Source organism: Paludibaculum fermentans (genome assembly GCF_015277775.1).
Taxonomy (GTDB): Bacteria; Acidobacteriota; Terriglobia; order Bryobacterales; family Bryobacteraceae; genus Paludibaculum; species Paludibaculum fermentans.
On sequence record NZ_CP063849.1, the window covers coordinates 2610169 to 2624141 of the forward strand.

Annotated in this window: 11 protein-coding genes; 5 read left to right on the plus strand and 6 right to left on the minus strand. The window is 63.8% G+C overall.

Going from position 1 to position 13973, the window contains the following annotated elements; genetic code table 11:
- Positions 1 to 12: 12 nt before the first annotated feature.
- Positions 13 to 861 (minus strand): tetratricopeptide repeat protein, encoded by an 849-nt coding sequence (locus tag IRI77_RS10185; RefSeq protein WP_194451964.1) that lies wholly within the window; start codon positions 859 to 861, stop codon positions 13 to 15.
- A gap of 325 nt (positions 862 to 1186) precedes the next feature.
- Here IRI77_RS10185 and IRI77_RS10190 point away from each other — a divergent pair, with 325 nt between their 5' ends.
- From IRI77_RS10190 to IRI77_RS10205, 4 genes are all read left to right on the plus strand, one after another.
- Positions 1187 to 2779: a class I adenylate-forming enzyme family protein gene (locus IRI77_RS10190; protein WP_194451965.1), complete on the plus strand. Its 1593-nt coding sequence runs from the start codon at positions 1187 to 1189 to the stop codon at positions 2777 to 2779.
- Positions 2780 to 2786: 7 nt separating this feature from the next.
- On the plus strand, positions 2787 to 4181 hold the full coding sequence (gene thiC, locus IRI77_RS10195) for a phosphomethylpyrimidine synthase ThiC (protein WP_194451966.1): 1395 nt from the start codon (positions 2787 to 2789) through the stop codon (positions 4179 to 4181).
- Positions 4182 to 4231: 50 nt separating this feature from the next.
- Complete coding sequence (locus IRI77_RS10200) at positions 4232 to 4531, plus strand: class I SAM-dependent methyltransferase (protein ID WP_194451967.1); 300 nt, start codon at positions 4232 to 4234, stop codon at positions 4529 to 4531.
- A 105-nt stretch (positions 4532 to 4636) separates the two neighbouring features.
- Positions 4637 to 6208: an aminotransferase class V-fold PLP-dependent enzyme gene (locus IRI77_RS10205; RefSeq protein WP_194451968.1), complete on the plus strand. Its 1572-nt coding sequence runs from the start codon at positions 4637 to 4639 to the stop codon at positions 6206 to 6208.
- An 8-nt stretch (positions 6209 to 6216) separates the two neighbouring features.
- On the opposite strand, the gene IRI77_RS10210 is transcribed toward IRI77_RS10205, so the two are convergent.
- The 5 genes from IRI77_RS10210 to IRI77_RS10230 form a co-directional block, all read right to left on the minus strand.
- Positions 6217 to 9414, minus strand: coding sequence for a response regulator (locus IRI77_RS10210; RefSeq protein ID WP_194451969.1), 3198 nt, complete (start codon positions 9412 to 9414; stop codon positions 6217 to 6219).
- Positions 9415 to 9516: 102 nt separating this feature from the next.
- Positions 9517 to 10122, minus strand: a complete 606-nt coding sequence (gene metW / locus IRI77_RS10215) for a methionine biosynthesis protein MetW (protein ID WP_228486671.1) — start codon at positions 10120 to 10122, stop codon at positions 9517 to 9519.
- Complete coding sequence (gene metX, locus IRI77_RS10220) at positions 10119 to 11240, minus strand: homoserine O-acetyltransferase MetX (protein WP_194451970.1); 1122 nt, start codon at positions 11238 to 11240, stop codon at positions 10119 to 10121. Before metX ends, metW begins: the two co-directional genes overlap by 4 nt.
- Before the next feature lie 58 nt (positions 11241 to 11298).
- On the minus strand, positions 11299 to 11706 hold the full coding sequence (nikR, locus tag IRI77_RS10225; protein WP_194451971.1) for a nickel-responsive transcriptional regulator NikR: 408 nt from the start codon (positions 11704 to 11706) through the stop codon (positions 11299 to 11301).
- A 48-nt stretch (positions 11707 to 11754) separates the two neighbouring features.
- Positions 11755 to 12606, minus strand: a complete 852-nt coding sequence (locus IRI77_RS10230; RefSeq protein WP_194451972.1) for a C40 family peptidase — start codon at positions 12604 to 12606, stop codon at positions 11755 to 11757.
- A gap of 231 nt (positions 12607 to 12837) precedes the next feature.
- Here IRI77_RS10230 and carA point away from each other — a divergent pair, with 231 nt between their 5' ends.
- Positions 12838 to 13971 carry a glutamine-hydrolyzing carbamoyl-phosphate synthase small subunit gene (gene carA / locus IRI77_RS10235; protein WP_228486672.1) on the plus strand — a complete coding sequence of 378 codons (1134 nt, stop codon included), beginning with the start codon at positions 12838 to 12840 and terminating at the stop codon, positions 13969 to 13971.
- Positions 13972 to 13973 lie beyond the last annotated feature (2 nt).

Sequence of the window (13973 nt, forward strand, 5' to 3'; positions counted from 1 at the left end):
GCATGCAGCGGCTTAGTCGGCCGTCACGCGCTTCAACAGGCGGCGGGCATCTTCCCTCGAAGGATCTTCGGGAGAAAGCGGCGCCTGCAGGTACTCGTTCAGCAGTTTCCGCGCGACGTCCAGGTTCCGGTTGGTGTCGATATACGACTCGGCTCGCGCGTAGAGAATCCGCTTGGCGTTCGGATCCACCTTGGCCGCCTGCTGGAAGATCGTCTCGCTCTCGCCGTACTTGCCGCGGCGTGCCAGGAAGCGGGCCAGGTCGATCACGCGGCCCACCTGCTTCGGCGCCAGGTCGACGGCCTTCCGCAACTGGCCCTCGGCCAGGTCATACTGCTTGCGGCGCTGCGCGATCTGCGCCAGGGCGAAGTGGTATTCGGCCGCATCGTTCGTGCGGATCTGTTCGGCCAGCGTCATGGCTTTGTCCATGCCGCCCCCCAGGAACCCCGGAGCTTCCAGATAGTAGGAGAACAGATCGTTAACGGCCTCAACGTCCTTGGGATTGAGCGCGACTGCCTTCTCAAAGAACTGACGCGCTTTTGAGGCATAGCCGGGCGCCATGAACGGATTGGCGGTCTCGGCCCTGCGGCCCCAGGCGCGGCCCAACCAGTTCACATAGACCGAGTTGTTCGGGTTGGCCTGGACCGCCTTCTCGAAGTACTCGATCGACTTCTTGAAGTCGCCCAACTGGTAAGACGCCTTACCCGCCAGTTCCCAGCCGACGGCCGTCTTGCCTTCCGATGATTTGTTCAACGCATCCAGCGCGGCTTGGTAGTCCGTGTGGTCGTACAGTTTCTGCGCGCGGTCCACATCCGAGGCGACGGCGCACAGGCTCAAGAATAGGCTGACAATGAACACCCTCACGGCTCTTCCCCGTTCCGACTACTCCCATTGTACCGTGGCTATTATGCCACGGCGGAACCTCGATTTCATCGTGTTCCAACCCATTGGACGCTGAAAGGGCGTGTTTGGTGACAAGAGATGCGCACGTTTTTGAAACGGTGTTCAGCGCGCTGATTCCATGCGACTTAGTACTCGACAATTTCTTCGCCACCCACCGCCCGAGCCTATCTTTGGAGTATCGGGGCCGCCTTGGCTCGGCGGAGGAAGCCAGGTTTGCCGGCCGGTATCGAGCGAGCGCCAGAAAAAAGATTGCGCGGAGCCTTGTTGTCTTTAGAAGATATCCAAGATGACACTGCCGCGCTGCACCCTGATCGAGTATGAAAGCCTTTTCACAAATCGGCACCTGATCCACGGGGCGGTGCACCATTGGGCGGCGGAAAAACCGGAGGCCCTGGCCCTCATCAACGCCACCCGCGACACCACCATCACCTGGGCCCAACTCTCGGCGGACACGCTCTCACTAGCGGCAGAACTCCTGCGCCGCGGCTACCAGAAGGGTGACTTTCTGGCCACGACCCTGCCCCTGCTGAACGATCACGTCATCCTCGAATACGCCTGCTTCCAGATTGGCGTCATCCACGTTCCGCTCGACCTGCGCCTCTCGCCGGCCGAAGTAGCCCGTTCCCTCGAGATCGTCCAGCCCCGCCAGCACATCACCTCCGCGGCAGCGCTCTCGGAAATGATCGACGCCGGGCGCCGGAACACCTCCGAAGTCACTTGGCCGGTGGTCCAGCCCGCTGACGGAGCCCAGGTCATCTTCACCACCGGCTCCACCGGACGGCCCAAGGCCGCGCTCCTCACTCATGGCAGCATTACGTCACAGAACTACTGCCTGGGCGGCGCCTTCGAGTTCAGCGGATCCCGGCTGCTGGTGAACCTGCCGGCGTCCCACGTTGGAGGCCAGGCCGAACTCCTGATGAGCACCTTCTTTTGGGGCGGCACGGCAGTTACGCTCGAAACCTTCGACCCGGGCAAATCCCTCGAAGCGATCGAAACCTATAAGATCCGGATCATCGGCCAGATCCCCGCCATGTTCATGATGGAGTGGCGGCATTCCGATTACGCCAAGCGGGACCTCTCCAGCCTGGAGATCGTCGTCTACGGCGGCCAGGCCGTCCCGCCCGCGTTCCTTCAGAAGCTGAAGACCATGGCTCCGCGCATCGCCACCGGCTTGGGCCTGACGGAAGCATCCGGATTCTGCACCTACACCGAACCCACCGGCGACATGGACGCCCTCGCGGCCAGCATCGGCCACGGCATGCCCCTCTATCCTTTGACCATCCGCGAGCCATTGCACTCCAACGGCGCCGCCGGAGCCGAACTGCCCCAGGGCGCCATCGGCCACGTCTGCTTCCAGGGCCCCCAGACCTTTGCCGGCTATGTGAATGACCCCGATGCCACCAGCCGGGCTATCTCGAACGAAGGCATCCTGTATACCGGCGATATGGGCTTCCTCGACACCGACGGCCTCCACTTCTCCGGCCGCGCCAAGTGGGTGATCAAACCCGCCGGCTACACCGTCTTCCCGGGCGATGTCGAAAACCACCTCGCTGAACTCTCCGAAAAGGTGGCCGCGGTGGGCGTGGTCGGCGTCGAGCACCCCATATGGGTGGAAGCCATCATCGCTTTTGTGGAGAAACGCCCCGGCGTCGAGCTCACCGACGTCGAACTCAAGAAGCACGCCCGGTCGTTGACATCCTATATGCGCCCCCTCCACTACGTCGTGGTGGAGCCCGGACAGCTCCCCCTCAATCGTGTTGCGAAGATCGATACCCTCCGCCTGCAGGACCTCGCCGCCGAGGAGGTGCGACAATTGAAATTACGAGGGCGTTGGGGTTCTGACGAAGAGAGTCAAGAATCGATCGTGAAAGTGGGATAATCGCAACATGCAACGAGCCCAATGGGTGGAGCAGCGCAAGAACGACGAGATCCGGACGCAGATGTACTACGCGCGCCGGGGGGTAATCACCGAGGAGATGGAATACGTCGCCCGGAGAGAGCAGTTGACCCCGGAGACGGTCCGAGACGAGGTCGCGCGCGGGCGGATGATCATCCCCGCCAACATCAACCACCTGAGCCTCGAGCCGATGGCTATCGGCGTCGCGGCCAAGTGTAAGATCAACTCCAACATCGGCAACTCGTCGACCACATCCGACATTTCGGGTGAGCTCGAGAAACTTACTGCTTCCGTCAAGTACGGCGCCGATACGGTAATGGACCTCTCCACCGGCGGCGACATCCCTGCCATCCGCAAAGCCATCATCCAGGCTTCGCCGGTACCCATCGGCACCGTCCCGATCTACGAAGCCCTCAGCCGCGTGCGCCGCATCGAGGATCTCAACGCCGCCGTCATGCTCGAAGTCATTGAGGAGCAGGCCGAGCAGGGTGTGGATTACATGACCATCCACGCCGGTGTCCTCGTCCAGCACATCCCGTTGACCACCAAGCGGGTCTGCGGCATCGTCAGCCGCGGCGGTTCCATCCTCGCCGAGTGGATGGTCAAGAACCACAAGCAGAACTTCCTCTACGAGAACTTCGAGGCCATCTGCAAGATCTTCCAGAAGCATGACGTCAGCTTCTCGCTGGGTGACGGCCTGCGCCCCGGCGCCCTGGCCGACGCCAGTGACGAAGCGCAGTTCGCGGAACTCAAAACCCTGGGCGAACTCACCCGCATCGCCTGGAACTACGACGTCCAGGTCATGATCGAAGGCCCGGGCCACATCCCGATGGACCAGATCCAGATGCAGGTGGAGAAGGAAAAGGAGCTCTGCTACGAGGCTCCGTTCTACACCCTCGGCCCCCTCGTCACCGATTTCGCCCCGGGCTACGACCACATCACCAGCGCCATCGGCGCGGCCATGATCGGCTGGTACGGCGCGTCCATGCTCTGCTATGTGACGCCCAAGGAACACCTCGGCCTGCCCAACAAGGACGACGTGAAGGCCGGCCTCATCGCCTACAAGATCGCCGCCCACGCCGCCGACATCGCCCGCAAGCGCCCCGGCGCCCGTGACCGCGACGACGAACTCTCGCGCGCCCGCTACCGCTTCGACTGGAAGAAGCAGTTCGAACTCTCGCTCGATCCCGAGACGGCCCAGGCCTATCACGACGAGACTTTGCCCGAAGACGGGTTCAAGGACGCCCACTTCTGCTCCATGTGCGGGCCGAAGTTCTGCGCCTACAACATCTCGTCCAAGGTGGAAGACTTCACCGCCGAAGAAGCGCAATCCGTGCTCGACGGCAAGAAGAACGACGACCTCGTCAACATCGCCGGAGACTAAGTTCCTATGCGGACGCCGGAACCCCTCCGGCGTCGCCCTTCCCGCCCAACATGCCCCCGTCCGTCACCCCCGAAGATCGAGTCCTGGTGCTCTGCCTGGGCGACACTGCCCTGCTCCGTGAGTTGGCGAAAGCCTACGCATTGGTAGGGATGGGCGCGCCCGAAGCGGTCCAGGCCGCCCGCCGCGCGCTGGCTGACCTGGCGAACGTCATGTTCGTGCAGGGCAACCGCAACGACATCCCCTGGCAGGACCGCTGGTTCACCCTCATCCTGGTGGAGGGCGATCTGGAATCGACGCCCGAAATGGCTCGCGTCCTGGCCGAGGGTGGCCGCATCGCCGCCATCGCCTGACCCGCTGGACAGCGCCCGCCCGCGTGCCTACACTGATGGAGGCATTGATCCCTTCCTTTCAACGCGGCGTGTCGACGGCTTCGATCCGCCGGGAGGTGAGTTGGCATGGCAACCAGAACCAGTGGTTGGAACCGGCGGCAATGGCTGGCGACAGCGGCCGCCAGCACCGCGGCCGGCGCCCAGGCGGATGCGGCGGAAATGGCTGACGTCCCCCAGACCGGCAAGCTCTACGAAGCCCTCGGAGTCCGTCCGTTCATCAACGCGCGCGGTACCTTTACCATCCTCACGGGCTCGCAATCGCTGCCCGAGGTGAAGCAGGCCATGCTGGAGGCTTCGCGCCATTACGTCCATCTGGACGAACTGATGGACGCGGTGGGCCACCGCATTGCCGAACTGACCAAGGCGGAATGGGGCATCGTCACCGCCGGCTGCGCGGCGGCCATCACGCATGCGACGTCGGCCTGCATTGCCGGCATGGATCCGGAGAAGATGCAGCGGCTGCCCAAGCTCGAGGGCTTGAAGGACCAGGTCGTGATGCCGCGCTACGCCCGCAACGAGTACGACCACGCGGCGCGCATGCTGGGCGTCACGATGATCGAGGTGGAAACGGAGGAACAACTCCAGGCGGCGCTGGGCCCGCGCACGGCGATGGTCCTGATCCTCAGTTGCCCGGCCGCCGAGAAGGGCCCGCTCACCGTCCCGGTCATCTGCCGCATCGCCCGCGAGAAGAACGTGCCGGTCCTGGTGGACGCCGCGGCCGAGACCATGACGATCCCCAACATCCACCTCAATCACGGCGCGACCATGGTCGCCTATAGCGGCGGCAAGTGCATGCGCGGACCCCAGGCCGCCGGACTCCTGCTGGGCCCCAAGGACCTGCTGCAGGCCGCGTGGCTCAACAGCGCGCCGCACCATGCCTTCGGCCGCTCCCTCAAAGTGGGCAAGGAAGAGATCATGGGCATGCTGGCGGCCCTGGAGGCCTGGGTGCGCCGCGACCACGACGCCGAATGGAAGCAATGGGAAAGCTGGCTGGAGACCATCCGCCAGGAGGCCTGCCGTGTGGACGGTGTCACCTCGGAAATCCTCCAACCGGAGGACCTGTCCAATCACGCTCCGCGCCTGAGGCTGAAGTGGGACGCCGGCCAGGTCGGCATCACCGGCCAGGAGGTCGCCAAGGCGTTGGACCGCGGTGAACCGCGCATCATCGTGGCGGGCTCCACCGGAGAGCGGCCCGCGCGCATGGACAGTTCCGTCACCATCATGCCCTACATGATGAATCCGGAGGACGCACCCATCGTCGCCAAGGCGCTGCACGCGGCGTTGGCCCATCCGCCCAAAATCGAACCGGCGCCCGTCTCCACCGCGGCCCCCTCGCAGGTAGCCGGCCGCTGGACGGTGCACCTTCAATTCATCCGCGGCGAAGCTACCCACGAAATCGCCCTGGAACAGGACGGCGGCAAGCTCTCAGGTACCCACAAGACCACCTGGATGAGCAATCCCCTGCGCGGCGACGTCAGCGGGGCGGCAGTGCAGTTCCGCAGCGCGCATCGCTACGAGGGCACCGTGCTCAATTACGTCTTTGAAGGCAAGCTGGAGGGCGGCACGCTGAGCGGAGAAGTCCGGATGGGCGAGTACGGCACAGCCAGGTGGACCGCCAGCCGCGTGCAACCGGCGTAGGCGGGAAGCTATTCCGGCGGCCGGCCCAGCACGTCGCGCACAGTGTCCAGCATGATGGCCTGCGACAACGGCTTCGGCAGCACCGCGTTGGCCCCCAGCAGCTCCGCCATCTTCAGGAACTGGCCGAAAAAGGCGCCGGAGATGGCGATGATGCGCAATTGCGGAAACGCCTTGCGCGCCAGCCGGATGGTCTCGATGCCCTCCTGGTCGGGCATGACCAGATCGGTGATGAGGACGTCGGCGGGCTCGGCTTCCAGTGCCCGCATGGCCGCCCGCCCATCGGCAGCCTCGCGCACGGTGTAGCCGGCATCCTCGAGGACACGCCGCATGTAGAGGCGCACGGACTCTTCGTCGTCCGCCACCAGCACGCGGCAGCCGCCGGGCCCCAACTCCTCGCGCACGGCGAGCGCCAGGTCTTCCGGAGAAAACGGCTTCCGCAGATAGCGGCCCCCGGTGCCCTTCACCGACGCGCCAGACGCGTCCGGATCGCTATATCCGGACATGAAGACGACTTTCAAGGCGGGGATCGAGGCTTTCAGTTCACGAGCGAGGGTGCCCCCATCGGCGCCCGGCATCATCAGGTCCGTCAGCAGAAGATCGAGCTTCCAATCCAGCGCTTTGGCCTTGCGGAGCGCCTCTTCCGCATTGGAGGCTTCCGTGACGCGGTAGCCCAACCCGCGCAACACCTCGGAGGCGAACGCCCGAACCTCCTCCTGGTCTTCGGCGATCAGCAGGCCCTGTCCGGCGCCCATGCGCAGCTTGGCGTCCAGGCCTTCGGCTGAGGAGGAATCCTCGGGCTCCGCCGACGCGCAAGGCAGGAAGACGTCGAAACAGGAGCCCCGGCCCACCTCGCTGCTGACCCGGATGTCGCCCCCGCTCTGGCCGACGATGCCATAGGCCGTGGAAAGCCCCAGGCCGCTACCCTCGCCCAATCCCTTCGTGGTGAAAAACGGCTCAAAGAGATGCCCCAGGACCTCCTCGTTCATGCCGTTGCCGGAATCGGAGACGCGCAGCAGGATGTACTCGCCCGGCTCCAACTTGTTCAGGGATCCAGCCGGCGGCCGGGTGATGGTCTCGTTCCGCGTAGCCAAGGTCAGTCGCCCGCCGGCCGGCATGGCGTCGCGCGCATTCAGAGCAAGGTTCAGCAGCACCTGTTCCATCTGGCCCGGATCGGCCAGGGTAACGTCGTCCACGGCGCGCAGATCCAGCGTCAACTGGATCTCCTCGCCCACCAACTCCACCAGCATGGGCTCCAGCCCTTTCACCAGCGTGTGGAGGCCCACCGGACGCGACCGCATCACCTGCCGCCGCCCGAACGCCAGCAACTGCCGGGTTCGTTCCGCCGCACGCTCACTCGCCTTCACCACCTCCTGTAAGTAGCGAGGCAGCACCGAATCGCCGGGCGGCAGGTTGGCCAGCGCCAGCCGCGAATAGCCGGTGATCACCGTCAGCAGGTTATTGAAATCGTGCGCCACGCCGCCCGCCAGGCGGCCCACGGCCTCGAGCTTCTGCGACTGCCGGTACTGCTCTTCCAGCGCCAGCCTATCAGTCAGATCGCGTCCAATCGCCGCGATGCCGGTAGGTTCGCCCCGGGCATCAAACAAGGGCGTGTTGTCCCATTCGAACAGGCGCCGCTGGCCATTGCGGCACAGCACCTCGTTGCGGCCCGACCGCGCTCCGCCCAAGTCGTGAAACACGCCCTCCAGGCGCATGCGCGCCGCTGCGTGCACCGACTCCGGCAGGAACTCGTGAAACCAGTCGAGCCCCGTGAGCTCCTCGCGGGCACAGCCCAGCAGACCGGCCAGGTACTCATTGCAGAACTGAATCCGCCCATCACAATCGAGAATCAGCGCCGCCACATTGGCTGATTCGAGCAGCTCGCGGAATCGCCGTTCGGACTCGCGCAACGCGCTCTCCGCTTCCATGCGCTGCGTCAGATCGGTCGCCAACACCGCCAATTGCCCCGGGGAGGGCCGGAATGCACTCAGCTCCAAGGTGGCCTGATAGCGGGTCGAGTAGTGAATGGTCTGCCGTTCTTCGCCCGTCTCCACCACATCGAGCAGGGCGGCATAGGTGGTGCGGTCGAAGTGGGGCAGAACCTCCAGCAGTGTCCGGCCCAGCACCTCCTCCAGCGGGACGCGCAGCATCGACTCCATCACCGGATTGCATTGCACCCAGCGCAGCAGCCGCTGGCCCGAATCCGGATCAGTGGACACATCGAACAGCCCAAACCCGGCCGGCATCTTCTCAAAGAGCTGCCGGTACTGCCGGTCGCTGTGCAACCGCTGGCGCTCCGCCCGCAGGCGGTCAAGTTCGGCCGAAGCCCGCGCCCCGAAGTGCTCGAACAATGCGGCCGAGTAGCCGTTGGCCTGCATCGGCTCAGTCCCCAGCACGGACAGCAGCCCCAGCGTCTCACCGCTGGACGACCGCAAGGCCAGCCCCAGGTAGCTCTCCACGGACATCTCCGCCAGCATCTCGTCGGCCGGAAACAGGCGCTGCACCCCGCTGGAGAAGATGCACATGCCCTTATTCACAACCGCTTCGCAGGGAGTGCCCGCCAGATCGTATTCCACATCCTGGCTGACCTGGCCATTCACCGCGAAGGCGATGGAGCGCACCCGCGATTCCGCGCCCGGCAGCAGTTCGGTCACCAGGCAATAGCGCATGTGCAGCGCCTCGGACAACCGCACGGCCAGGCGTTCAAAGTACTGCTTGCCCGTCAGGGACGAGACGGTGTCGAGCACAGCCAGCAGGGCCGCCTCCGCATCGCCCGATCGCACCACGGGGCTCAGCCAGCCGCACAGACGCCGCGGTTTTCCGTCCGGCTCGGATTCCATGATCCGGCCGCGGCTCACAACCCAGAAGTAATCGCCGCCCGGCCGCCTCATCCGGAATTCCTGATGGAGTTCCAGGATGCCTACACCGGCGGAACGATCCATCGACTCGGCCAGGCGCGGCATGTCGTCGGGATGCACCAGGCCTGAGTGGATCAACTCACCGACTGTCAGGCGCCACCCGCCCGCCTGGTCCTGAACGCCAAACGCCGGCTCGGGCGACAGCAGCTCCCTGATCTTCGCGCTGAAAAAGACCTGCCCGTTGACCCTGTCCACCTCCCAGTAGCCTTCACCGGAAGCCTCAAGAAGATGTCTCCAGCGGGCGGATTCAGCGGACAGTGGAGATTCGTGGCTGACCGGGTCGATTGGCATAAAAGTACCGAGTCTTGGGCGGAATCCAGGCGCTGGTCTCGAACTACATTAGCCCACAGGGGATTCGTATTGCAATTGCATGGCAGGGGCGGAAACCCGGCTTCAGGGCTCCGGCCGGAAGAGATAAACCGCGATCTCGGCGAAGAGGTTCGGCGCCATCTCTCCAGCCCAGTGCCCGGCGGCGAAGTAGCGCCGTTCCACATGCCAGCCCTGTTTCCGGATCAGGTCCTCAAAGTCGATCACAGTCAGAAAATGGACGTTCGGCGAATCGTACCAGTCGAACGGGAACAAGTGCGTCTTGGGAGCCCGTCCGCTGAACAGATGACTCAGCCGCACCCGCCAGTGGCCGAAGTTCGGGAACGCCACGATGGCGTGCTTGCCGATGCGCAGCATCTCCTGCAAAACCATCAGGGGCTGCAGCGTCTCCTGCAGCGTCTGGCTGAGGATCACGTAATCGAAAGCCTTGTCGGGATAGTCCTTCAGGCTCTCTTCGAGATTGCCCTGGTAAACGGTGACGCCGCGCGCAATCGCCCGCTGGACGAGCTCACGCTTCAATTCCACGCCGCGCGCCTCCACTTGTTTGTGGACCTTGAGCCACTCCAACAGGGCTCCGTCGCCACAACCCAGGTCGAGTACCTTGGCCCCGTTCGGAATCAACTCACTGATCAGGCGGTAGTCGGTGCGGCCAAGCACTTCCGTGACCTTCAACGCAGAACCTCCAGCGGCCGGAACTCCCTCACACAGCGCGCCAGGAAGCCGCGCACGATCTCCGTCTGCTCTCCGATATCCACCAGGAATGCGTCGTGGCCATAGTTCGACGAAAGCTCGCAATAGGTGACGTCGTGGTTGCGGCCGCGCAACGCGTTCACCATCTCCTGGGATTGATAGGAGGGATAGAGCCAGTCCGACGTGAAGCTGATCACCAGGAACCTCGACCGCGCCCGCTCCAGCGACGCCGCCAGCGACGGGAAGCCCGCCGACAGGTCGAAGTAGTCCATCGCCTTGGTGATGTAGAGGTAGGAGTTCGCGTCGAAGCGCCCCACAAACTGGCTGCCGCGGTAGCGCAGATAGCTCTCCACCTCGAAATCCACCTCGAAGTCGTAGCCGAAACTCTTCTTGTCCCGCAGCCGGCGCCCGAACTTCTCGCGCATCGACTCGTCGGACATATACGTGATGTGGCCCACCATGCGCGCCACCGAGAGCCCGCGCGCCGGAGGCGTTTTGTAGTAGTAATCGCCGGCGTGAAAGTCGGGATCGGCCATGATCGCCTGGCGCCCCGTCTCATTGAACGCAATCTGCTGCGCGCTGTGCCGTGCCGTGGTCGCAATCGGCAGGCAGGCTTCCACGGCCTCCGGATAGGCGACCGCCCACTCCAGCACCTGCATGCCACCCATGGAGCCGCCGGCCACTGCCAGCAGCTTCGGAATGCCCAGGGCATCGATCAGCGCCTTTTGCAGGCGCACCATGTCGCTGATGGTGATGCCCGGAAACTTCAAGCCATACGGCTGGCCTGTCGCGGGATTGATGGAGCTCGGCCCGGTCGTGCCGCGGCACCCGCCCAGGACATTGCTGCAGATCACGAAGTAGCGATCCGTATCGAAGGCCTTGCCCGGCCCGATCATGTTGGCCCACCAGCCCGGTTTGCCCTCATGGTCGATGCCCGCCGCATGCGCATCGCCCGTGAAGGCGTGCTCAATCAGAATGGCGTTCATCCGGTCGGCGTTCAATGTGCCGTAGGTCTGGTAAGCGACGGTGACGTCTTTGAGCGTCTCACCCACATCCAGCGTCAACGAAGGGATGAGGGTGAACTGAGTTTCCACAATCATGGGAGGATCAATCGCGCAAGGTGCGCCTTTGGTCCTTATTGTAGCGTGAGCCGTCCACTCAGCCCGCGGCGGTCAGAGTCAGCCGCCCGTGCTGCACTCCTTTGGTGCTGATCAGGCGGTCCGCGATCTTCTGCACGCTGCCGCACTGGCCGCGCAGGACCAGCACTTCCAGGCAGTGGTCGTGGTCCAGGTGGACATGCAGCGTGGAGACGATCTCCTCGTGATGATCGTGCTGGATCTCGGTGAGCTTGTCGCTCAACATGCGCACATGATGGTCGTAGACGAGCGTCAGCGCGCCCACCACCGGCGACTCCGGCGACATGGTCGATTCCTGGATCAGCGCGTCCCGGATCAGGTCGCGGAACGCCTCGCTACGGTTCGTGTAGCCGCGTTTCTCATTTAAGGTGTCGAAGCGCTTCAACAGCTCTTCGTCGATTGCAACCCCGATGCGTGCCAGTTCGCCCATACCCTCCATCATCAGGCAGTGCGGGCCGCGCCTCAAGGGGGCTGCGCGTCAGGCGGATTCGATCTCGAATACCAGCTTCTTCGACCGGATCTCCTTGCCGTTCAGCCACAGGTGGATTGCGCCGCCGCTCAGCTTGGCCTTGCAGCTTAGTGTCCTCACCGGCAACCCGCCCACCACGGCCTTGGCTTTCCCGCCCGCGTAGAGGAAATAGTGATGCTGCTTCGTCTGTGCATCCACCACCTGGAGATTCACGCTCTTGGGCGCGCGCGGGGCGCCGTCGACCGTCGCCGTCACGCCCCCGGAATAAGTAAGCCCGATCTCCAGTGCGTAGACGGGCTTCCCTTTGATTGCGGCTTTCACCACGCCCGCTTCCAGCTTGATGTACGTGCTGGGGTCAGCGAATTGGCGCGGCCTCCGCAGCTCCGCAATCGAGCCCGTCGAGGTGTAGACAGACCGGTGCAGCACCGTGCCCTTCATCGTCGGCCGGTCGATCATCTTTTCGTCGCCCATGTAGATGCCGACATGCGTGATGACACCCTGCGACCAGCCATCGTTGTACGTGTCCTTGAACAGGATGATGTCGCCCGGTTGAGCCTCCGGCAGCTTCACCTTCGGACCCACCTCATCCCCGGCCAGGCTGTCGGCATAGCCGGACCCCGTGGAAAGCCCGTCATGGACGAGCAGGGCATAGTCACTGGGAAACTTGACCACCGGCAGCTTGATCCCCGCCTGGCTGAAGACATGCCGGACAAACTCACAACACTGCGCCTTCACGCCGTAGCGGAAAGGCTGGTTTACCCATTTCTTCGCGCAACGGACCACACGCGTACGTGGATCCACCGCCTGACCCGGCTCACGGGCAGCCGCTCGTCCTGGAATCGACGTGGTTGAGGACGCCATGGACTGTTCCTCCGGCGACGGATTCTAGCACCTTGAATCTGCCGTGGCGCGTCCTGTAAGTGATTGGTAGGAAAAAGGAATCCTGTCGCCCGCATCGCGCAGCTTCGTGCGCCGTTTTGGGGCGTTCCAGCGAAATTTGGTGTTCTTGTCAGTCTATCATTTCGCCCGAAGTGTTGAAGAGTGGCCCCGGAAATGGAAAAATGGATGTTGTCCCCCATCACAGGAGAGAGCTTGCCCACCACAGCCATCCTCGCCCTGGAGGACGGTACCGTCTACCAGGGCCGCGCGTATGGCGCACGAATCGTGCGCACCGGGGAGGTCGTTTTCAATACCTCCATCACCGGCTATCAGGAAGTGTTCACGGATCCGTCTTACACAGGGCAGATTGTCGTTCTGACAAATCCTCAAGTTGGCAACTACGGCACCAACGACGGCGATGACGAGTCCGCGCATCCTTACATAGAAGGCCTCGTCGTCCGCGAATGGGCCGAAGCCCCGTCCAACTGGCGCAGCCAGCGGACGGCCGACCAGTTCCTGGAACAATACGGCGTACCCGTGATTTCGGAAATGGACACCCGCGCGCTGGTGCGCAAACTGCGCATCGGCGGTGTCCTGCGCGGCGCTCTTTCGACAGCCGGCCATTCGGCCGAGGAGCTCATCGAAATCGCCCGCAAGAGCCCGTCGATGGCCGGCCTGGAGCTGGCCACCCGCGTCTCCACCAAGACTCAATATGAGTGGAACACGCCCGTCGAGGCCTGTTCACCCTCCGAGATCATCAAACAGCACGAACCGGGGCAGTTCCATGTCGTCGCCTACGACTTCGGGATCAAGCGCAACATCCTGCGCTGCCTCACCTCCATCGGCTCCCGCGTCACGGTGGTGCCCGCAACAACCTCCGCCGAAGATGTTCTGGCGCTGAATCCCGACGGCATCTTCCTCTCCAACGGACCCGGAGATCCTGAGCCGCTGGAGCACCAGGCCGCGCAGATCCGCAAGATGATCGGCAAGAAACCCATCTTCGGCATCTGCCTGGGCCACCAGATCATCGGCCTCGCGCTGGGCGGCAAGACGTTCAAGCTGAAGTTCGGCCATCGCGGCATCAACCACCCGGTGCTCAACACGCGCACCAACAAGGTGGAGATCACCGTGCAAAACCACGGCTTCTGCGTCGACCCCGACTCCATCAACACCAGCGACGTCGATCTCTCGCACATCAACCTGAACGACCAGACGCTGGAAGGGCTGCGGCATCGTTCCGAGCCGCTCTTCTGCGTGCAGTACCATCCGGAAGCGGCGCCCGGGCCGCACGATTCCCAATACCTGTTTGAGGACTTCGCCCAGATGATGAAGGAGCACAAGAAGTAGGA